We start from the raw sequence: 23620 nt of genomic DNA on the forward strand, positions 1-23620 counted from the left end.
TGAACTGCAATTTAGTTATCATACCTTTATTGCTATTTACATTAGGTAGATTGTTTCATTGCATACCTGTTATTGTTTTTAACCTAGGAAATTATAATTTCATGAACTTACAAATTGTCATTTTAGCTGCAGGCCAGGGTAAACGAATGTACTCCAATATCCCTAAAGTACTTCACCCGCTTGCGGGGAAGCCCATGCTGGTTCGGGTAGTGGAAACCGCGCAGCAACTAAATCCTGATGCAATTCATGTTATATATGGTCATGGTGGTGAACAGCTTAAGATCTCACTCCCTGACTTACCTGTGCATTGGGTATATCAAGCAGAACAATTGGGTACAGGACATGCAGTGATGCAAGCCTTGCCTTTTATTCCACCACAAACACAAGTTCTTGTTTTATCTGCTGATGTGCCGCTTATCCAAGAAAGTACATTAAGAGCTTTAATTGAATGCAGCAATCCAGCAAATTCTTATCAATCCATTTTGACACTCTTGGTTGCTCATCTTGAAGATCCCAGTGGTCTTGGGCGTATTATTAGAGACAATCAAGGTGAAGTTTCCATCATTGTAGAAGAAAAAGATGCAAATGAGCAAGAAAAGAATATAAAAGAAATTTATTCAGGGATTTGCTGTGCAATTTCCGATGATTTAGAAAAATGGTTGCCTAAATTGAGTAATGATAATGCTCAAGGCGAATATTATTTGACAGAAATTATTGCCTTAGCCGTTGCCAATAAAACATCTATTCGAACACTAAGCGCAAAAGATGACACAGAAATCCAAGGAGTCAATAATCGACTTCAATTGCATGAGTTAGAGCGTATCTGGCAAATAAGAAAAGCGAAGGAATTATTACAACAAGGAGTAACCATTGCTGATGCAAATCGTTTTGACTTACGAGGAGAATTAATTTGTGGCAAAGATGTGTCTATAGATGTTAATTGTGTGTTTCAAGGAAAAGTAGTACTTGGTGATGGTTGTACTATAGGGCCTAATTGTATCTTGACAGATGTAGTTTTAGGAGCAGGCAGTGAAGTTTATGCTAATAGTGTATTAGAGGGTTGCGATATAGCAAATGCTTGCATGATTGGTCCTTTTGCTCGTTTAAGATCAGGAACACAGTTGGCTGCAAATTGTAAGATCGGTAATTTCGTAGAAACAAAAAAGGCAATATTTGATGAAGGATCGAAAGCCAGTCATTTAAGCTATTTGGGTGATGTCGAATTAGGAAAAGAAGTTAATGTTGGTGCGGGCACTATTACCTGCAATTATGATGGTGTGAATAAGCACAAAACCATCATTGAAGATGGCGTCTTTATTGGATCAGATACCCAATTAGTTGCCCCAGTAACAGTAGGTGCTTATGCAACTGTTGGTGCTGGTAGTACGATACGTAAAAATGTTCCTCCTAGTGAATTAACTTTAACGGAGTCAAAGCAAAAAACAATATATGGTTGGAAACGCCCTGTTAAAAAGAATTAGAGTAAAATCTCTGCACAGATAATGGCGCCAATGTAATGTTGACAGGGTATGTTCTTTTTTGAGTGTCGTACGAACGAAGTCAAGTATATCCAGTTCCAATTCTCAATGTGAGCGCGTTCTGGATATGCTTTGTCAATGTCCGCAAATACGAAATAAGCACACCTCTGATAGATGCATAGAATCCCCGGTCAATAGGCGTATCGTCACCTAGGTTGCTTTATTTAAGGAACAGGCACCTTGTTTAATCATATTGTAAGGCAGTTACAGTTTTATTTTTTTCCATATGGGCGCATAGCCATAGAATGAAGGGTAAAGAAATCAACGTCATTAGTAATTTGTAGTTCCATACATTAGCTACTAAATTAATGATTTGATCATAGGGATAAATTCCACCAAATAATAAGCTGTAATCAATCAAACACAATAAAGAATTCGCACAAATATTAGCAATTAGGATGCGAAGAGGGCGCTGTAAAGCCCATTTAGGTTGTTTTAAATGATGCAGTAACATCGCATTACTGATAAAGGCAAGAAACAATGTCAAAGATGCGGTAGGTAGTCTTTTGAGCATGATGTAGCTGTAAAAGGGATTTAAATTAAGAAAGGTAGGGGAGGGTAAGGCTACAATAATCATTAATAAGACATCAAAGATAAATTGAGTAGCAATAAGTACTAGACATAATTTTAGGTTTACTTTATAGCCCCATAGTTCACCTAGAATCGTACTGATCACTAAAGTTATAGGAAAAAATAAAGAACTTGCTGATAGGATATTGTGCTTGCTAATGAGTGTAATTATTCTGTATTCGCAAGCCAAGCAGATCAGCATTACGATGATTGCAAAACAAATAAGATAATCATATAAAGGTAATTTTTCACTGCCTCGCTCAGGGGTGAACGATGTATTTTGATGTTTGAGTAAAAAAGTCAAATAAAAAACCCCAATCATTAGCAATATGAGGGCGGCAATCATGGACGAATCAATAAAAATTTGTTTGAAATTAGGCAGGTATGTCCCAGAAAATAGAAGAAAGAAGTCCAAACCGAAAAAGCTTAAACCACCTAATACCGCCAAAAGCATGCACTGTTTTGAGGTAGGAAGCGTCTTACTGGATTTTGGATAAAACAGTAGGTGGGGTAAGTAAAAACTTAGTGCAAAAGCTGTAGTAGTCGCAAAGAATTTTTTGGGAATATCTTCAAAAATGATTTGGTACACTGGATTATTATGCATATATTCGGCAGCAGGTAAGTTCACGAGTACAAACACCCCGATACAAAATACATATACAGTCATTAAAGAAATATTCAAAAAATGTCTTTGTTCTTTAATAGTGAAGTTTCTTAAGGCTAATAAATATAATCCTGCAACTAGTGGACAGATTAAACCGTTCACCGAAAACATCAGCCCTTGTAGTAAAACGATTTTAAACGATACATTAATTAATAAAATAAGAGAGGTAATGGCGCTTACAGTCAAAAACAAAAAAACAGGAGAATTCTGTGCAGGCAACGATTGATTCATTTGTGTCGAATTTCCATAAACAGTCCTGGCTTTTCTACGATAATTGCTGTGTAATGAGCTAGTTCGTGCGCAAATATAACACTATAGTGTTTAATATGGCAAGTAATTAACTGCAGTTTGAATAAGGCTTCTGGGCGCTGTCTCTTCGTCAATTGCAGCATGAAGAAAAAGGGAGGGAAATCGGTTTCTTTCTCCCAACTAATTGATGTATTTGAAACGAAAATCGCTCCGAAAAATACCCACAGAGCTGTATATTTGCACCTAGGCTCCAATGCATCCAAACCCTGTGAAAGATCCTCTTGTGGCTTGTTGCAAGAGGAACATCGTGGGCCCTCCTTCTTCTATGAACTTTCCAATGTTTCAGAGGGCCAGATATATTGCAATTCTCTAAAATTGATTAGTTGTATTGTAATTGCATCTCCTCAATTTTAGACGTGCTGGTTAGATTTTTCCGTTGTTTGGTAGAGAATAAACTATTAGCAGTTATTACAGATGATGGTTTGTGAGAAATCAACTGTTTTGCATCAACGATCATTGATGGGCGAGGTGTTTTTAACTCCTCTACGGATGGAGGTAATGTCGTTGATTTTTGTGTCTCGGGTGGAAGTTCGATTATCTTATCTGTTTCGTGTAATCCGGCTTTAGAATTTATTTTAGTTAAAATGATATCACGAGAGACATCATTTCGTTCAATCCAACGTTTAAGTGCAGTAACAAAATTCCAAAAATCCTCTTTTTTACTTAAAGATAAAAGAAATTCAGACAATTTTATAGGTAAACCAAAGCGATACCAAAGTATTTTAGGTAATGTGTATCTAACGGTAGAGGCAATTGGTCTAGCCCCTGTTGTTAAGGTTTGAATAGGTTTGGTAGATTCAACAATATCTATAATATTAAGTAAGTCACTGCGTATCTCTGGCCAAAACTGCTTGATCACCGGATCATTAACGGCATTTTTAGGATTGTGAAACATATTCGGTAAAACAACCCTGGTGGCTTGCTTAAAAAATCCAGGTTGGGAGACCTGTACTTTTTCTAAATCACTTTCCAGTATTTTCGTGAAAAACTTAAATACGGTTGAAAGTGGAATAAAAGGTTTTGCTCCTTCAGGCGGTTTAAAATCGATAGGTACTCTTTTCATTAAACCTGCAAAAACCACATCAATAATAAATCGTTTCGTCCGGTCATACAAAAATAAGGGATCAATTGGAATGGCTACATCTTTTTGTGGTTTGACTAAGGGTAAAGACATATGGGAAGCAACATTAATATGCAATAAAAGCAGTAAATGTTGTAATGTTCTGTTATAGAGATAAGGAGGTACACCCACAGTGGACGCAAGCGCGTAATTCATAAGCGCTGAGGTTCCAGTGTATGCCAAACCTAAAGAAAGTATCGATTCTGATTTCATGCCTTTATGTCGTTCACACCGCTCAGGTGTGGCCATATACGTAATATATTCACCATAGAAATAAATACCTAATATCCATGCGATTTGCTTACCACCATACGGAAATTGGCTAATTCCCCATAGCACCAGATCATTTAAAGCTAACCCTATGGTTCCTCGTAGAGAACCTTTAAATTTTCGTTTAAAATTACACTCTTCTTCGACACAAAGTGTAGGCGTTGACGGAACCAGTGCTTTGTGTTCGTTAAATGCAGAGGGGGCTATTGTGTCGAGAACTAAAGTATGGGCTACTAATTTAGTTGCTTGCCTATAGTTATAGAGTTGCACTCCATAATTGACTAAAGACAGGGTGGATAAAAAAAGAGCATATGGAGCCAAGAGTGAACCTTGTTCTTCACTATAACCTTCACGAAAATAACTCTGAATACCGTTATTTACATAGTTGACTGCTACTACTGGAAGTACATCATGGAATACTATATTTCCCATGCCTTTAATAACTTTTTGCACCGACTCCATTGGGGGTGTCATTTCTTCTACGCGAGTTTTAAATGGGGCAATCAGAGCAGGAATTGCCTCGCGTAACGCTAAGACTTGTTCGGTTACATAAAACGCTGTATCTGCGGCATAGTTCACTACTTGTGTGATAGGGGCCTTACTCAATGCCCAAGCTGCTCCATCACTCAGTGATTTAGCTCCATCCATTACTGACGTCCACCAGTTCATACTTTTGCTCTCCTTGCAACTAGGAAATCTCATTGTATGAGGAAAAAATAATAAATGCTAGCCTTTTTCTCATGAAGTACAGGAACACTACATTGTGCTATGATTCTACTATTATTTATTGATTTTATGACGTAAAAATTCTTAATTTTGTTCCTGGCTTTTATCTTCTAGAGGAACAACAGCAATATCGTCACTGATTAATTGTTTTTTCCATGGTAAATCTCTATAAGTTTGTGCTTTACTGAACGGTAAAATTGGATATTTGATGACATCAAAAAATGGGGAAAGATCAAAATCACTTGGTGTATAAAGACGAGGATTTCTATGTATTAATGCATAACCTGTCTTATCTTTTGTAATCAAAGGTAGAATGGGATAATTCACTGATTGAAATACATCAGCGATCATTGAAGAACAAATATCTTCTGTAGGCTGTAACATGTTATGTTGGAATAACGAAGAACGCCATCTACGTGGAAAAATACTCCAAGGAAAAATAAAACGTGCAAGATCAAAAAGATGCCGTAAGCTGTAATTTTTTCCAATTTTATGAATCGCTAACGCAATAACTTTTTCTCTATCTTCTGGTAACAAAAAAGAAGGTCTTAAAATCCGTATGTGCTCATTTTTGTATTCATCGACACAGGATATTCGCGTTCCTTCTCCGAGTATGCTTTCAATAATTAACTGATCTGAAGGCAGATTTTTTATATGTTTTTGTAGTGAATCATGTAACTCTGGAGCAGTGATGTCACCAATGCGGCCAATATATAAAGCTGCATGAGTCCAAGTGCTTTCAGAAATGAGTCGAATAATATTACCCATGCGGGTGTGACTTTCAACTAGAAGAACATCGCCAGGTTTGATCTCTTGGGTCATTTGCGCAAAATTATATAAATAAGTTCTTTTTACTACACGATCTTCTTTTGATAAAAAGCGATAGAATTTTAAGAGGATTTTATTTATAAAGGTATTTTTATGATGTGCATTCATTATTGTTATCCATAACTTCCTATTGTATTTGTCAGTGAAGACGAAATGCTTGTCGCTAATAGTGCACTCAGGTTACGAAAAATTGCTTCGTGTAGTAATTATGATAAATTTTTATCAGGATATTCGCAAAGATCTTGAATAATGCACGATTTACAATGTGGTTTTCGTGCAGTACATACATAACGTCCATGTAATACAAGCCAATGATGCGCGTCTTTTAAAAATTCAGGTGCTGTATTTTTTATTAGGTTTTTTTCTACTTCCAAGGGAGTCTTACCCTTGGCAATCCCCGTCCGATTCGCTACTCGAAAAATATGTGTATCCACCGCTACTGTAGGTTGTCCAAAAGCAGTATTGAGCACCACATTAGCTGTTTTGCGGCCTACGCCAGGCAATGTTTCTAATGCTTCACGTTGCTCAGGGACTTTTCCATGGTAATTTTTGATCAGTAATTCACATGTTTTTATAATATTTTGGGCTTTGCTGTTATATAATCCTATAGATTTTATATATTCTTTAAGTTTCTCTACTCCTAAATCAAGAATGTCTTGAGGGGTATTTGCTACTGGGAATAATTTAGCTGTTGCTTTATTTACCCCCACATCAGTTGCTTGAGCTGAAAGAATAACAGCGATTAATAATTCAAAAGAAGAATGATAAACCAACTCCGTCATTGGGTGTGGATTTTGCGCTTGGAAGCGTTGAAAAATTTCACGGCGTTTTTGTTTATTCATGAGCTTTTTTCGCGTTCACACGTGCCAAAGCGAGTTGGATATAATCTTGTTTGGCCTTTATCTCTTGTGTTTTATCAGTGGCTTGCATCGCTAATTGGCGTTTTTCTCTATAAGCTTGTTGCTTTTCATGGTCTTCGCGTAATAAACGGGTTTGTTTGGCGTGAAAACGGATCCGCGCTAAATCTTTATCATATTCTGTAGCGGGTAACTCCACCATCTCAATACAATCTACAGGACAAGGGGCAACGCACAAACCACAACCCGTGCATTCATGGGTTATTACGGCATGCATTAATTTACCGCTACCAATTATTGCATCTACAGGGCATGCTTTGATGCATTTAGTACAACCTATACACTCAGCTTCGCGAATGACGGCAATGGATGCAGGGCGAGTGTTTGCTCTTACTTCATTCAGATACGGTGTAGGATCGATATTGAGCAAAGCACCTAATGCTGTTGCTGTAGCAACGCCACCTGGTGGGCATTTATTGATCGAGGTGGTGCCCTGAACAAGCGCTTCAGCATAGGGCAAGCAACCCGAATAACCGCATTCGCCACATTGAGTTTGTGGCAAAAGTGCATCTATTTCTTTAACGGAGGCCATGATGCACCTGTTTTGATTGCTCCAGCATGGCTTGAATTTTTTCTTTTTCAACGCGGACCATTAACGGCTGGAATGCATTGATTTGATGGTTCAATAAAGGAGTATTGATTGCTTCCCAAGTTAAGGGTTTGCAATTTAAGAAGGTTTCTGCCGCATGGCTCATGAGCGGCAATACTGGTTTTAAGTACGTGATTAAAATGCGAAATAAATTAATTCCCATAGTACAAATATCTTGTACTTCAGAGAGACGCTCTTCTTCTTTTGCCAATACCCACGGTTTGTTGGTATCAATGTATTGATTGACTTTATCGGCACAGTCCATAATGTGGCGAATAGCACGTGCATAATCACGCGAAATAAATGATTCAATGATTTCACTACGTGCTTCGAGGAGTTCTCCATATAATTGAGGTTCACTTAAGTGGTTGCTTAAGGTATTGTCAAATCGTTTATTGATAAATCCTGCACATCGACTTGCTATATTCACTACCTTACCCACGAGATCGGCATTAATTCTACTGGTGAAATCATCAAAATTTAAATCCAGATCATCGACACGACCATTGAGTTTGGCGGCAAAGTAATAGCGTAAATATTCAGGGTGTAAATATTCAAGATAAGTACGTGCTTCAAGAAAAGTCCCACGTGATTTAGACATTTTTTGTCCGTCAACCGTTAAAAAGCCATGGGTATAAACTGCTGTAGGCGTGCGATGACCACTAGCAGCGAGCATGGCAGGCCAAAATAAAGCATGGAAGTAAACGATGTCTTTACCTACAAAATGGTACAATTCGGTAGAGGAGTCTTTATCCCAAAATTCTGCGAATGAAATCCCATGCTCATCACAATATTTTTTAAAGCTTGCCATATAGCCTATGGGAGCATCTAACCAGACGTAAAAATACTTATCAGTCGTTCCCGGAATAGGGAAGCCAAAATAAGGTGCATCACGAGAAATATCCCATTGTTTTAATCCTGCTGCAAACCATTCGTCTAATTTATTGGCAACCTCTGTTTGCAAATGGCCACCGCGAGTCCACTCTTTTAAAAGATTTTCATAACGTGGTAAATCAAAGAAATAATGTTCTGAATCTTTTTCGATAGGTTTAGCCCCGGAAATTGCAGAGACCGCATCAATGAGATCCGTTGGCGAGTAGGTAGCACCACAGACTTCACAGTTATCACCATATTGATCTTTAGCACCGCACTTGGGGCAAGTTCCTTTGACGTAACGATCCGGTAAAAACATTTCTTTCACTGGATCATAAGCTTGATGTATGGTTCTTTTAATGATTGAGCCATTTGCTTGAAGCTTTTCATAAATTGCCGCAGCTAAAGCCTGATTTTCTGGCGAATGGGTGGTGTGATAACAGTCATAATCTATGGCAAAAGCTTTGAAATCACGTTCATGGCTAAGTTTTATTTCGGCAGTTAATGCTTCTGGACTAACTCCCATTTGTTCTGCTTTCAACATAATTGGGGTGCCATGCGCATCATCCCCACAAATACTGATGCATTCGATTCCAGACATTTTATGAGTGCGAACCCAAATATCAGTTTGAATGTGCTCCACTAAATGTCCCAGATGTAAATGTCCATTTGCATAAGGTAAAGCGCTGGTAACCAGCATTTTGCGTTGTTTCATCAATATAAAGCACCTACTTGTATGACAGATGGTTGATTATAACGCAAAAGGGGAGTAAATGCTTTAGCAAGAGAAGTAGAATTGTAAACAGACTTTAATAAAAAAAGCAGCAATAAAAAACGCGACTTAAGTCGCGTTTTTCATAACCTATTATTTACATGATTAACAAGATAGACGAAGCTCTTCTACTTGTTCTTTCTTCTCAACAACTGGTTTTGTAGTTGAGAATAGATCTGTAAATTGTGGTTCAACATGGCTCTCTTTAGTAGCAGTATTTGTATTTTTAGTAGGAGCTTGTGAACTTAATAAAGTGAGGCTTGGGTTAGTATCAGGAATGTCATCATGGCTATGGCTATGTGAACTTTCTTCACTTAAAGATTCTTCATTACTAGCAACTAATTTTTCTGTTTTGCTAGGACGCTTAAAGTAACTAGCAATTGCAGAAACACTGTTTACTACAGCCGCAGTTAAGTAAGTACCAACAGAAGCAGCAGCACCAGCTAATCCAGCAGCAAAACCAATTTGTAGTGCAGTGTTAGCGCCAACGATGCCTGCAATAGAAAAACCGTAAACTGTAAAAGTAGCAACAGCAGTTAAAGCAGCAGGCCACAAGAATAATGTAAGGCCAACACCACCAGCTGCAGCTAAAGAAAGCCATGCAGCAACAGAAATTGCTTTTTTATGTGCCGCGATGAAATTAGCAGTAGATTGAGCAATATATTTAACGCCGTCAAGAAGAAGACCTAAAAGACCTCGATTTGTCTGGGTTTCACCTTCTTTATTTTTTTGAGAAGAACCTAATGCTAAATTAACTATCCCACTAAATGCATCAGCAGGTAAATAAGCAACCGTCTTCATAAAGTTTTTAACGTTCATGTTTTACTCCAAGGTTATAAATCAGGACGGATGATAGCAATGAATTTGCTACATGTGAATCAAAAATGCTCAATTTGTTGTAACAAAAGTGTAAAATAATTTGACTTTGAGTAACTTATTGATTAATTGTTTTCCACATTTATTATTATTTATTCTAAAAGAACCGTTTTTAATAAATTCTATTTTTTCGCCGATTGTTGACGTCTATTTTTATCGGGTGCAGCAGGATGTCTCCATACATTTTGTAAATTGCTTCAATGATGTTGACGTTAAATAAAAGGAACGTTTCCTTCTTATGCCCTCAATTGTCGTCCCGTGGCTTGTCCCTGAGAGATCAATGGTGGTGAGAGATTTCTGGATCTCGCGAAACAAGCTGCGGGACGGAAGAATAAAGATAGATTTCTTAAGTTAACGTCAGTTATAGATAAGAGATCGGGTTATTCCGTCGACCCGTTGGGGCTGAGGAGGCGCAGCAGCGCCGCTTCGAAGCCTTGGCGGGTACTTTCGAACCCGATGCCAAGGCTTCGAGACGGCGTCAACGCTTCCTCAGCCCGAACGGGTCATGACAGAGACTCGTTATAATTATATCTTTATCCATAACTGACGTTAAGTTAATGGCTGTGTTGCATCATTAGGTTCATACAGGTAAAGGGATCCTATTCTTGACGACGGTATAATGTAGGGTCATCAATTCCTGCGCCAATAAATCCACGTTGTCTAAAGGTACAACTATCACATTGACCACATGCTTCGCCTGCATCATTAGCCTGATAGCAAGAAACAGTGAGGCTATAATCGACGCCTAAGCTTATTCCAAGTTGGATGGTTTGCACTTTGCTTAAATATTGTAGCGGGGCGTGAATGGTGAACGGATCGCCCGTCACTCCTGCCTTGGTGGCTAAGTTTGCTAGAGTTTGAAAGGTGCTAATAAATTCAGGGCGGCAATCGGGATAGTGAGAATAATCCACGGAGCTTGCCCCGATAAAAATATCTCTAGCGCCTATAGATTCTGCAAAACCCAAGGCCATGGCTAGAAAAATAGTATTGCGTGCAGGAACATAAGTCACTGGAATCTCTGTGTCTTCCTTAAAAGCAGGGACATTCAAGTTGGAGTCAGTCAAAGCAGAATTACGAAATAATTCGGTATCTAAGGTGACGATATGATGTTCTGCTACCTTATAATGCTTTGCGATACGTTGTGCTGCAAATAATTCTGCTGAATGTCTTTGTCCATAGGAAAAGCTTAGTGCATAACAAGTAAAACCTTTTGATGCAGCTAAAGCGAGGCAGGTTGTCGAATCGAGTCCACCTGAGAGTAAAATGACTGATTTTTTCATTGAAAGTCTCCGTAAATGACTTATTTTTTAACTTAAATGGCATTTGTTAGTCATGTTTGCAGTAAAGATAAGCGCTTTTTTTAGGTTAAAAATACTGTTAGAATGCCCCAATTATGCCATAACATGGAACTTTATGACGACTACTCTTTATCCCATTATTCTTGCAGGAGGTTCTGGGACTCGTTTATGGCCTTTGTCGCGAAAAAATTATCCCAAACAGTTTCTTGCCCTCAACGGGGAGTTGTCTCTTCTGCAACAAACTGTGAAAAGAGCACAAAGTCTTGTGAGTTCGCATACCATTATTGTAAGTAATGATGCGCATTACTTTCTGTGCCAGGAGCAACTCAATTCTTTTGCTCATCCAATAACTTATCTCTTGGAGCCGTGTGCACGCAATACGGCACCGGCGATTGCAAGTGCGGCTCATTATTTATCCCAAATTGCTGGTTCTGATGCCATAATGTTAGTGTTGCCTTCAGATCATTGGATTGCTGACGATTTGGCATGGCAAGAAGCGATGATAATTGGCGCGCAATTTGCCGCGGAGCAACAAGCTTTAGTGACTTTTGGTATTCAACCGGATAGTCCTAAAACCGGTTATGGCTACATAGAGGCAGGAGCATCATGTGCTGAGAAAATACATCAAGTTTTAAGCTTTAGAGAGAAGCCTTCAACAGATACGGCAAAAGAGTTTATTGCGAGCACTAATTATTTTTGGAATAGTGGTATTTTTGTGTGTCGTGCGGGTGTATATCTAAATGAGTTAGTGGAACACCAACCCGATATTCATTATTTTAGTCGACAAGCTGTTTTAAATGCCCAGCATCATCATGATTTTTTACGTCTTGATTTGGAAGAGTTTTCACGATGTGAAGCAGAGTCAATTGATTATGCAATTATGGAAAAGACAGATAAAGCAGTCGTTATTCCTGTTGCAATGCAATGGAGTGATTTAGGATGCTGGTCTGCAGTTGCAGATGCGAATAAGCCCGATGAAGATGGGAATACAGTGACTGGGAAAGTAGTTGCTCAAAAAAGCAAAAATTGTTTTATTCATAGTACCGATATTTTAGTGACAACAGTAGGAGTAGAAGACAAAATTATTGTTGCCACTCAAGATGCGGTTTTGGTCGCTGATAAGCAGTATTCACAACAAGTTAAAGATTTAGTTAATTCATTAAGCAAAGATCATCATCAATTAATTCAAGATCACCAACGAGTATCGCGACCTTGGGGGTATTATGAAGTTTTAGCTGAGGGCGCATCTTTTAAAGTAAAACGACTCATGGTGAAACCTGGCGCACGACTGTCACTGCAAATGCACCAGCATCGAGCAGAGCATTGGGTTGTGGTTTCAGGAAGAGCGGAAGTCATTAATGACGCACAAACTATTTATTTATCAGTAAATCAATCTACTTATATTGCGCAAAATACCCTTCATCGTTTAAGTAATCCAAGTAATGAACCTCTTTATGTAATAGAAGTCCAAAGTGGTGCTTATTTAGGAGAGGATGACATTAAGCGATTCGATGATATTTACGCACGCGATCTTTTGTAATTCTTGAGCAGAAATTTAGAGTATTTGGGTTTTTATACTTTAGCGCTTTGTGCCCTGTATTAAGCGCTAAAGTGCCTACTTAGACTATTTTATTAGATTATGCAAATTTTAGTTTCAATACTGTAAATCAATCAATGTTCACCTTGTTTTTAAAATTAGTGCTATGTTATAAAAAAGAACACATTAATTTTTACTGTGATTAAATGAATGGGTCGCCAAAGACTCATAAACACAGAGGTAACATTATGGCAACCAGCAGCGGAATTCTTCACTCTTTTCTTAACGATAAATTAAATAAAAACAAGAAAGTTGCTGATTTGCACTTTAAAGATTTTCTTAAGCTTCGCAAAGAGCTTCTTGAATATAGTAGAGCAGAGTGTGGTCTCATTGAGGTTGATTTTGATCCCAGTAACAAATTTACTGAGGTTACCCCCTTACTCTACAATAAAAATATGGTGATTGCATACCAAGATAAACTTTATTACGCGGATACAAAAAATCAAAAAGTTATTACACTTGAAAAAACCAAAAGTAATAGAGAGGACTATGAGCAATTAAAAAGAAAATGCACATCATCTTATAAAAGAGCAAAAGGTCAAACATTAGACTTAGTGAGATCAATTACTGGTCGCTCTTTTAATGCACATCGTAGTGATGATTTTCTCCCTTCTTTAAATTTTTATTTGGGGGTATTAGGCAATACGGATAAAGTAATGTTTGCCTATATGAGTGACGAGCAAAAAGAGCAATTGCGATTTGATCTAAAAATGACATTGTTGCTTTTACTCGCTCAACAACAACATGAGATAGACTATCAAAAAACTGAAAATCGAAAAGCATATACCCAGCACATTAAACGATGTGTCGAGTTTCTTCTCGTACTTGATCCTGAATATCAAAATTTCATTATAAAATCTCCAGAGCAAGCCGAGCTTAATCCGGATAAGCCGCTAAAATACTTAGGGTGGGCTGTTGGTTACGAGCTTGGCCAAAAAATAGTAGATTGGACTGATACTAAAACCGAAAAAGGTACGACCAAAACAATTAAAGAATACATGGGTTCTCTAAATGAAAAAAGATTGAATTGGGTTTGGGAATCAACCTTTTTAAAAACAGTAATTGATTTAGTTCCTAAAGATCATCCTAATGCGGGTCAAGCTGCGCAGGCAATCAGATATCCTGATCCTTATACAGGTACTCTGAGCTGGGCTTTATATTATGCGCGTTTTGCATTAAATCTCTCTTTATTACTAAAACATACTATTAAAGGTCCTTGGATGAGTGAAGAAGAGGCAAAAATGCCTTGGTATGAGCGTTTTCAAACACAATGGGATCAAAGAAAATTTAGTTTATTGAATGATTCCCTTTGGGGAACAGCAAATTTAGTTTGCTTTTTTTGGTTAAATGGTAAGAGTATTTTAGGAACTTGGGGTGATGCACTCACCGTTGCTTTATTGATTTTTGACATCAGTATCACTCTTTGGGATTTTGAGGAGCAAAAAACGAAATACAATAAAGCCATGCTGCAATATTCTGAAGATATTGCCAGAATAGAAAAGCGACTTAAAGCGCTTAAAAGCAATACACAACAAGAAGGTAAACAAGAGCGAGCTGCTGAAGAACGACAATTACAGATGCAGCTGCATGCTTTAAAAAGAGAACAAGCAAAGTGTGCGAGAGAATGGCAAATGAACAAACTCTCATTAATTAGCAATATTGCCTATGCCGTGGGTTTAATGCTGGCTTTTGTCCTTTTAACGATGCCATTCTTACCTGTTGCTGCACCCGTTGCTGCTACATTAGCCCTTGTTGGTGCGGTTGTTTGTCTTGCTTTAACTATTATTAATAATGCGATAAAAGGTGGTCTCGAATTATACACCACTCATCAAACAAGAAAGGAAATTAAAGAGGAACTTGATCTTAAAATGGATTTCTTGAAAAGAGAAGGACATAAGTTAACTGACGATCAAAGAAAACTTCTTTTCTTGGAAATAAAGAAGCTCAAAGCAGAAACAGAATATCAAAAACAAATGATGATTTATCAATCAGTGAATTTAGTACGTGGTATTGTACTTGACATTCTCATCCCTGCGATTGTTTTCATAAGTTTAATCTGCATGCCTTTAGGGTTTGGGATACTCACTATTGGTGCTGCGTTGGGATTTGCGCTGGGTACTCGCTCTTTGGTTGACTCATTATTTAAACCAGAGGAAAAAAAGGCATTAGCGTTCGACCAAGAAGAATACACAAAATTTTATGCTTCGCTTAATAAGGTTGAAACGAAAAAGCCACATGGTTTCTTTAAGAAAACATCTACAGACCCCATGAAAAAACCATTACTTGACGAAAAGGATTTTGATTCTTCAATGGATTCGGAAGAGGGGCCACTTTATTCAAACTAGCTCTTGGATAAGTTGACCATGCAGTCTGCCCTTGTGGTGCTTTATGGATGAAGAGTCCTCAGCCATAAAGTGCAACTCGTAGGCAGAGACAACCAATGGCTTAATTTAATTTGATATTAAATTACGTGGGTATCTGATAAAGAATCTATTGAGATCCAGTCTCCATCTCGAACCGTTCGGGCTGAGGAGGCATTCATGCTGTCTCGCATCCTTTGGCCAGAACTTGAAAATTTGTCCTAAGGTTTCGAGACAGCGCTATGCGCTTCCTCAGCCCGAACGGATCAAACTAAAACCACGTTCTCTTATACGAAACTCACGTTAATTCAATTAATTAATCTGAAATAAAGAACTGGCATTCATTATCTTCTTCTGTATAATGTCCCCAAAGAAGCCAATTGAAGTGTCTTCATGATAAAGTTTATTGCTTTGTTATTGCTTGTTTTTTCAATTAACGTGCATGCTATTGAACAGCTAGGCGATTCCTGTGATAAGCATGCGGGTTTGTCCGATTCTTATGTTTTAGCATTAAGTTCACAACCTGGTTTCTGTCAAACCTACGGATATGAAGCCGGTAAACCAGAATGTGCGCATTTACCGAAGAACTCCTATCAAGCAAAACATCTTACCCTGCATGGATTATGGCCTAATCAAAAAGCATGTGGTCAAAATTATGGTTATTGTGGTGTAGAACAAAAGACGAATCATTGTGCCTATCCCCCATTGGATTTATCACCACAGGTTGCTGAGCTCTTAAAAAAGATAATGCCAAGCTACTATTACGGAAGTTGTTTGGAGCGGCATGAATGGAATAAACATGGTAGTTGTCAAATTTTATCTGCTGATCAGTATTTCGCTTTGGCTATTCGTTTAGCAGAGACAGCTGATAATTCTTTATTTGGTCAATACTTAACGCAACATCAAGGGCAAAAAGTTCAATTAACTTATCTACGAGAGATGATTGCTCAGTCTTTTGGTCCAACGAATTCAACAAAGATATATTTAGGGTGCAAAAAAGGTATTTTAGTTGATATTTACATTCAATTACCGGCACTTATCTCCGATAATGACTCTTTAGAGTCTTTAATTGAGGAGGCTCCTGATTCGCAAATTAATGATACTTGTCCTACTACTGTAATTCTTTCTAATTTTAATACAGAGTCTTCATACGATGTAGGTTGAATTATTGGTTCACATGCCCTAAACCTTGAACATTGTTAAAACTTCCTCTAATGTAGAGTAATTATGATATAGGGATAAAATTTTATGCAAAAGCGGTGCTATGTATTGACTCTTATTGTTTTTTTATTAACTGCTTGCGCACATCATGTGCCTAAAGCTCCTGCTTTACCTCCAGTGCCACAAGGTATTAAAACAAAACAAGTCAAAGCAGTTAGTGCTTTTAATCATGTTGATGTTCAAGGACAAATGAATGTTACGGTGCATACGGGGTATAAAAAACCGCAAATTATTTTAAAAGGAGATACTCGTGATTTAGCTGCTCTAAAAACAGTAGTGGCGCAAAACACTCTTTATTTGAGTCTAGGAAAAGGTTATCCATCTTATGGACCTGTTTCTGTTGATATTAGAGGTCAATTTCTTAATCGTTTAGCGGTTAAAGATGCAAATTTTGTTGTAGGCAATCAATTGCATACAAGCGTATTAGATGTTTATTTGGTAAATACCGGAACTGTAAGATTAAATGGAGCCATTGGTTTACGTGTGCTGGATATTAAGGGCAAAGGCTTAACTCAAATTGGTGGTATTTCGAGTCAAAACTTACAAATCCATTTGCAGGGTAGTCCCAAAGTACAACTTTCTGGGGTTGCTAATTTAGCAAATTTAACCATGCAAGGTAATGCTTGGTTTAGTCTGTATTGGGTTAAAACAGATACTCTAACTATACGTGCAAAGGATGCATCAACGATTCAATTAGCGGGTGCAGTAAATAGATTAGATGTTGAGCTTTGGAATAATGCACGATTTAAAGGACGTTATTTACGCGTTCAACGTAGTTTTGTGAAAACACATGGGCGTTCTGTGGCAGAAATTTCTGTAGCGAAGCATCAAAGCAATTTTGCTACCGATGCAAGCGATATCTACTATTATAATTTACCTAAGACCCGCGCTGATTTTATGGCTTTTGATGGTTCGGTATTGGATATGCGAGCATGGAACCAATTCGATTTGAAAGACTTTAATCGTTACAACAAGCAATTTCCTTAATTAATATGAGCTTGAAAAAGGCATGAAAATGCCTTTTATTTTATGTTTACAAGTATCTCTTTACATTAAGTGTTGGATGATATTATCATGCCACCAAAAATGGTGGGTATGTTCTATAACTTTAAGATTTTGTTAGGAAAATTCCTACCTGACCATTCCCCTAATTAAATACCGCAGACATGACAAGGAGCGTGAATGAAACGGAGTTTTTTCCTATTAACCCCAATCGCTAGGGTTATCTCTTATTTAGTAGTAGCGACAATTATGAATCCTCAAAATCAACCTAAATGGGCCTTGCTAGGCAGTGGGAAATAAAAATATGAAACAAATTCACTTTCTGATGCAATTAATTGTCGGGTTATTTGCTTTTTCATTCATGAGTATGGCGCAAGCTGGCGGGCCTTTATGGACGTTTACACCGGTTGACGGCTATCCTTCTGCTCTGACTATCAGTAAAACGGGTACGGCGACGGTTAAATACACGGTAACCAACCAAACTAGTAAAAAACGCACCTTGATGATGCAACCTCAGGTGGGAATAAGTCAAACTCAACCGTGTATTGTAGGGCCCAAAGGCTCCGCATCGTCTTCATGCACACTCGCGTTAACGATTAGTGGCAGTCTATTACCGCCTTCAGGCGTTTCTGGTGGGCCTAATCTTTGCCAAGCAAACCCTAATGGAACTCCCAATCCTAATCTATGTTATCAACCAAGTCCTGCAAATATTTTAAATGTTAAAGTAACTTCCGAAGCAAGCTTGGTTTCTATTGACGTTACACCCGTGAATCCAGCAATTGCGCAAGGGCTAACTCAGCAATTTACCGCGACTGGAATTTATTCAGATAACACCTCCAAAGACCTTACGAGTTCAGTGACTTGGTCTTCATCGAATACGAACATTGCTGTAATTTCCAGCACTACAGGATTGGCTGAAGGTATTGCTCAAGGTACGGTAACCATCACCGCCACATCAGGTGCGATAGCAGGTACTACCAATTTAACCGTGAGCACAGCAAAATTAAAGTCGATTGTTGTTAAGCCGACAAATCCACAGATAGCGCAGGGAACTACTCAGCAATTTATAGCGGTGGGAGTTTTTACTGATGGCAGCACCCACAACATTACCAGCTCAGTGGTTTGGTCTTCGTCAAACACTACTGTAGCGCTCATTTCTAATCGACTAGGAAACAATGGCTTAGCTGCAGGAAGAACGGCGGGGGCGACAACCATCACTGCTACCCTAGGAACTATATCGGGGACTACGACGCTCACGGTGACCAATGCCGTTTTACAGTCCATCTTTGTTTCTCCAGTGAACCGAACGATTGCTCAGGGTATAACGCAGCAATATAGCGCGACGGGCATTTTCTCGGATAACAGCACCCAGGATCTTACGAGCTCTGTAAACTGGTCTTCATCGAATACGGATATTGCCACGATTAACAATACTGGAAAAGCTACAAGTATTGCTCAAGGTAAAGTGCTTATCAGAGCAACATCAGGTAGTGTATTCGGTACTACGAGTTTAACGGTGACGGCAGCAACTTTAAAGTCAATTGCGGTGACTCCTGCAAACGCAAGCATCGCTAAGGGGACTACTCAGCAATTTATCGCCACTGGAACTTTTACAGATGGTAGTAAATCTGATATTACAAGTTCCGTATTTTGGTCTTCATCACAGCCTGAATTTGCGACGATTTCTAATGAAGCTGGAAGTAATGGTTTAGCTACAGGAGAATCTGCTGGCCAGACAAATATTGTCGCAACATTAGGAACGATATCCGGCAGTACACCATTTACGGTAACTACTGCGACTTTAGTCTCTATCAGTGTTTCTCCAGCGAATAAAACAATTGCTAATGGGGTAACTCAGCCATATACCGCGACGGGTATTTTTTCGGATAACAGCACACAAGACTTGACTTACTCGGCTTCGCTGATTTGGTCTACGTCTGCTCCCACTGTTGCCACAATTAACAGTATTGGGCAAGCTACAGGTGTTGGGCCAGGCACAGCGACAGTTACAGCGACTTATGGCGCCTTATCAGGTACTGCAAATTTAACGGTAACAGCAGCAACGTTGCAATCGATTGCAGTGACACCGGCAAGTGCAATGATTCCCCAAGGCGCTACTCAGCAATTTATTGCTACTGGGACTTTTTCTAATGGCAGTACGTACGATATTACAAGTTCCGTAACTTGGTCCTCTGGAGATGAGAGTGTGGTCGTATTTTCTGAGCCAGGACTCAATGGATTAGCCACAGGGAAAAACCGTGGTTCGACAACAGTCAAGGCAACATTAGGCACGGTATCCAGTCCTACTGTGAATGCAACAGTAACAGATGCAACTTTAGTGTCGATTAATGTAGATCCAGTAATCAAATCGATTCCTCAAGGTCTAACCCAGCAATTTACTGCTACAGGAGTTTATTCTGATGGTAGTTCTCGCCCGCTTACAAGCTCGGTGCATTGGTCTTCGTCAACCTCTGCCGCGTCGATTTCTAACGAGCTAGGAAGCCAGGGTTTAGCCACAGGAGATTCTACGGGTACAACAACCATCACCGCAACTTACAGTGATGCATCAAGTACTGTATCGGGTACAGCTACTTTAACTGTGACGAATGCAACATTACAATCGATTGCAGTGACGCCAGCAAGTGCAACGATTCCACTCGGTACTACCCAGCAATTTATAGCTACAGGAACTTTTACTGATGGTACTACTCATGATCTCACCAGTACGGTTACCTGGGATTCGTCTACCCCTGGTGTTGCAACAATTTCTAATAATTTAGGAAGCTATGGTTTAGCTACAGCAGGAATGAGTCAGACTGGTTCGACAACTATTAAAGCAACCTTGGGTAGCCTATCTGGGAGTGCCACTTTAAATGTGTCAGGCGTAGTTTTACAGTCCATTAGCATTACGCCAGCGGCAGTAGCTATTCCTAAAAGCACGAACCAGGCCTTTGTTGCGACAGGAATTTATTCGGATGGTAGCTCAAAAATTATCACTGATGTAACCTGGTCTACATCGGATGCGAGCATTGCTACGATTGACAGTGTTGGGGTAGCTCAAAGCAAAAACATACAAGGATCAGTGACCATCACCGCAATCTCAGGTACAGTATCTGGCACTGCAACTTTAAGCGTGACAGCAGCCACGTTACAATCAATCGCGGTCACCCCTGTAAATCCAAGTATCGCCAAGGGTACAACGAAGCAGTTTATCGCTACAGGAACTTATACTGATGGCACTACACAAGATATTACAAGCTCTGTGACTTGGGATTCGTCCAGCTCTAGTGTTGCTACGATCTCAAATGATCCAGGCAGTAAAGGTTTGGCCCTCGCAAGCACTACACCGACTGGGACAACTACTACTATAACCGCAACATTAAATGGTGTATCTGATAGTACCACCTTAACCGTAACAACGGCAGTATTGACGTCCATCGATGTGACTCCAGCGGCAACAGCCATTCCTCAAGGCACAAGTCAGCCCTATACTGCGAGGGGAATTTATTCAGATGGCACCTTACAAGTTATTACTGATGTAACCTGGTCTACATCGGATTCGAGCATTGCTACGATTAACAGTGCTGGGGTAGCTCAAAGCAAAAACAGACAAGCATCAGTGACCATCACTGCAACCTCAGGTACAATATCCGGTAATGCAACTTTAACCGTGACAGCAGCAACGTTACAATCAATCGCGGTGACCCCTGCGAACCCAAGTATCGCTAAGGGCACTACCAAGCAGTTTATCGCCACTGGAACTTTTACTGATAGCACCACACATGACATCACAAGCTCTGTGACTTGGGATTCGTCCAGCTCTAGTGTTGCAACGATCTCAAATGATCCAGGGAGTAAAGGTTTGGCTACAGCAAGCACTACGCCGACTGGGACAACTACTACTATCAAAGCAACGTTAAATGGTGTATCTGGTAGTACCACTTTAACTGTAACAACGGCAGTTTTGACATCTATCAACGTTACTCCAGCAACAGTAGCCATTCCTGAAGGTACGAACCAGACCTTTGTTGCGACGGGAGTTTATTCAGATGGCACCTCGCAAACTATTACCAATGTAACCTGGTCTACATCGGATTCGAGCATTGCTACGATTGACAGTGCTGGGGTAGCTCAAAGTAAAAACATACAAGGATCAGTGACCATTACTGCACTATCAACATCAAGTATGGTATCCGGTACTGCAACTTTAATCGTGACATCAGCAACGTTACAATCCATTACCGTAACGCCAACTAGTCCAAGGATTGTAATGGATACTATCCAGCAGTTTACTGCTACTGGAAATTTCTCCGATGGTAAGTCATATAATCTTACTAGCGCGGTAACCTGGTCTTCATCCGATGAAACAGTCGCGATTATTTCTAGTGCTCCAGGAAGCTATGGCTTAGCCACAGGAGAGGGCGTGGGTTCAACAACCATCAAGGCGGAATTAAATGTTGTATCCGGTAGTACGAATTTAACTGTGGAGACAGGAGTTACCTTAGGGGGGACTCTCTCTAATCTTACCACTGGTTCAGGATATACTGTCACTCTACAAAATAATGGGGGCGACAATTTACTTCTTGAAGCCAATGGCTCGTTTACATTCCCAGAGAAATTTCTTTCCGGTACATCGTATAGTGTTACAGTCTTGACTCAACCTACAGGACAGCAATGTAATGTCATTCATGGAACGGGAACATTTTCTAATGTTGATGTTACTAATATTAGTGTAGAGTGTAATGTATTAATTTCTAGTGACACTTTTAAGGGTACCTCGGCTACCTTGCCTTGGATCACATTAGAATCATCAAATGCGCAAGCGTGTCTTACTGCAGGTGATAATACTGGGTCTATTCCTGCATGTCAGGCTGGAACTGAGGGAGCGGGAACTAGTGATGGACTTACTCCAGATAATAATGGAAATGGCGTATTACGCTTGACAACTACACAACCTACATTTCAGGGAAGCGGTATTATCGAGTCTACTCAAATTCCTACCGCACAAGGTTTAAGTCTTGATTTCAAAGTTTACTCCTATTCTGATAATGTTGAGTCTGGTGCTGATGGGATAAGCTTTATGATTATTAATGCTGATGCTGGCTCTTTTCCTACTGCACTTGGCTGTGTCGGTTCTGGTCTTGGTTATGGTCGGATTTCCAATGGCTATGTGGGCATTGGCTTAGACGAGTATGGCAATTTTTCTAAGGAACCAGTCTGTTCTTCAGGAGCACCAATTAACCCCAATAACATTGGTATCCGCGGAGCAACGACAAATAACGCTGACACCTCTAACCCCTATATTATTGGAAATAATCCGGGCATCTCTATGTGGCAGCGAGCGCTTCTACGCAAAGATGTAACTCCTTTAAACTATCATATTACCTTTACAAGCGCGGGAGTGGTGAGTGTGTTTCTTAATGGAACTCCTTATCTAGCAGGGGTTAATGTGGTTCCAGGTGCAGGAACACCTCCGGAAATGTTGTATTTTGGTTTTGCCGCAAGCACGGGAACTCATTACAACATTCATGAGATTCAAGATTTCGCGATTTCAATTCCAACCTCCCCCAGCCTGGATTTATCTGTAACAGCGCCTGATGAATTAATTGTTGGTGGTTCAGGACAAAATTACACCTTTACCATTAGAAATACAGGAGGTTCGTCGACGTCGAGCTCAGGGACTATCCAATTATTCGATAATGGCTTACCTGCTGGTGTTACCTTAGCTGGGCCTTTAGTATTAGGAGGACCAAGTATTGGTAGTGCAACTTTGAATGGATGTAACAGCTCTGGATCATCCATAGGCAGTACTTGTCAAATTAATAATGCTGCAATTTCAAGTGTTGACCCTAATAATTATTTGACGGTTACTGTACCTATAAATGTCTCTAGTGGAGGTACTAAAACTTACTCTGCTTCAATTTATTCTACTTCACCAACACCAGGTGGAAATGATGCAGGCTGTAATAGTGCAGTATATAGTTCCTATTTATGTTCAGGATCAGCCACTGTGAATGCGGAATAAGGTGTTAATATCGATGTTCGTTGAGAGGGCACGCAGCAGGGGTATAAAGCCCTGCTGAAGATGGA

At 39.5% G+C, this 23620-nt stretch carries 14 protein-coding genes; 6 read left to right on the top strand and 8 right to left on the bottom strand.

Translation table 11 applies throughout. The annotated features are described in order from the left end of the window. Positions 1-101 precede the first annotated feature (101 nt). Positions 102-1481, top strand: coding sequence for a bifunctional UDP-N-acetylglucosamine diphosphorylase/glucosamine-1-phosphate N-acetyltransferase GlmU (gene glmU / locus DYH34_RS00905; protein ID WP_058464078.1), 1380 nt, complete (start codon positions 102-104; stop codon positions 1479-1481). Positions 1482-1722: 241 nt separating this feature from the next. On the opposite strand, the gene DYH34_RS00910 is transcribed toward glmU, so the two are convergent. From DYH34_RS00910 to queC, 8 genes are all read right to left on the bottom strand, one after another. Further along, positions 1723-3003 carry a VUT family protein gene (locus tag DYH34_RS00910; protein WP_058464077.1) on the bottom strand — a complete coding sequence of 427 codons (1281 nt, stop codon included), beginning with the start codon at positions 3001-3003 and terminating at the stop codon, positions 1723-1725. 397 nt (positions 3004-3400) lie between these two features. Next, entirely contained in the window at positions 3401-5140 is a 1740-nt protein-coding gene (locus DYH34_RS00920) for a hypothetical protein (protein WP_058464075.1), read from the bottom strand. Between the two features lie 141 nt (positions 5141-5281). Then, on the bottom strand, positions 5282-6133 hold the full coding sequence (locus DYH34_RS00925; RefSeq protein ID WP_058464074.1) for a YiiX/YebB-like N1pC/P60 family cysteine hydrolase: 852 nt from the start codon (positions 6131-6133) through the stop codon (positions 5282-5284). A 98-nt stretch (positions 6134-6231) separates the two neighbouring features. After that, entirely contained in the window at positions 6232-6867 is a 636-nt protein-coding gene (gene nth / locus DYH34_RS00930) for an endonuclease III (protein WP_058464073.1), read from the bottom strand. Then, a complete protein-coding gene (locus DYH34_RS00935) occupies positions 6860-7474 on the bottom strand; it encodes an RnfABCDGE type electron transport complex subunit B (protein WP_058464072.1) in 615 nt (204 codons plus the stop codon). Before DYH34_RS00935 ends, nth begins: the two co-directional genes overlap by 8 nt. Then, on the bottom strand, positions 7461-9104 hold the full coding sequence (gene metG, locus DYH34_RS00940; protein ID WP_238589461.1) for a methionine--tRNA ligase: 1644 nt from the start codon (positions 9102-9104) through the stop codon (positions 7461-7463). Before metG ends, DYH34_RS00935 begins: the two co-directional genes overlap by 14 nt. 177 nt (positions 9105-9281) lie before the next feature. After that, a complete protein-coding gene (locus DYH34_RS00945) occupies positions 9282-9995 on the bottom strand; it encodes a hypothetical protein (RefSeq protein ID WP_058464070.1) in 714 nt (237 codons plus the stop codon). A 656-nt stretch (positions 9996-10651) separates the two neighbouring features. Then, a complete protein-coding gene (gene queC, locus DYH34_RS00950) occupies positions 10652-11332 on the bottom strand; it encodes a 7-cyano-7-deazaguanine synthase QueC (protein WP_058464069.1) in 681 nt (226 codons plus the stop codon). A 133-nt stretch (positions 11333-11465) separates the two neighbouring features. On the opposite strand from queC, the gene DYH34_RS00955 reads away from it, so the two are divergent. The 5 genes from DYH34_RS00955 (at position 11466) to DYH34_RS00975 (ending at position 23555) form a co-directional block, all read left to right on the top strand. Further along, a complete protein-coding gene (locus tag DYH34_RS00955) occupies positions 11466-12890 on the top strand; it encodes a mannose-1-phosphate guanylyltransferase/mannose-6-phosphate isomerase (RefSeq protein ID WP_058464068.1) in 1425 nt (474 codons plus the stop codon). Positions 12891-13135: 245 nt separating this feature from the next. Further along, on the top strand, positions 13136-15292 hold the full coding sequence (locus DYH34_RS00960) for a hypothetical protein (protein ID WP_058464067.1): 2157 nt from the start codon (positions 13136-13138) through the stop codon (positions 15290-15292). A 408-nt stretch (positions 15293-15700) separates the two neighbouring features. After that, on the top strand, positions 15701-16471 hold the full coding sequence (locus DYH34_RS00965) for a ribonuclease T2 family protein (protein ID WP_058464066.1): 771 nt from the start codon (positions 15701-15703) through the stop codon (positions 16469-16471). A gap of 84 nt (positions 16472-16555) precedes the next feature. Further along, the gene (locus DYH34_RS00970; RefSeq protein ID WP_058464065.1) at positions 16556-17515 is read left to right on the top strand and encodes a GIN domain-containing protein; all 960 of its coding nucleotides are present in this window, start codon (positions 16556-16558) and stop codon (positions 17513-17515) included. 319 nt (positions 17516-17834) lie between these two features. Continuing rightward, positions 17835-23555, top strand: a complete 5721-nt coding sequence (locus tag DYH34_RS00975; protein ID WP_058464064.1) for a beta strand repeat-containing protein — start codon at positions 17835-17837, stop codon at positions 23553-23555. Positions 23556-23620 lie beyond the last annotated feature (65 nt).

The organism is Legionella cincinnatiensis (assembly GCF_900452415.1).
Lineage (GTDB): Bacteria > Pseudomonadota > Gammaproteobacteria > Legionellales > Legionellaceae > Legionella > Legionella cincinnatiensis.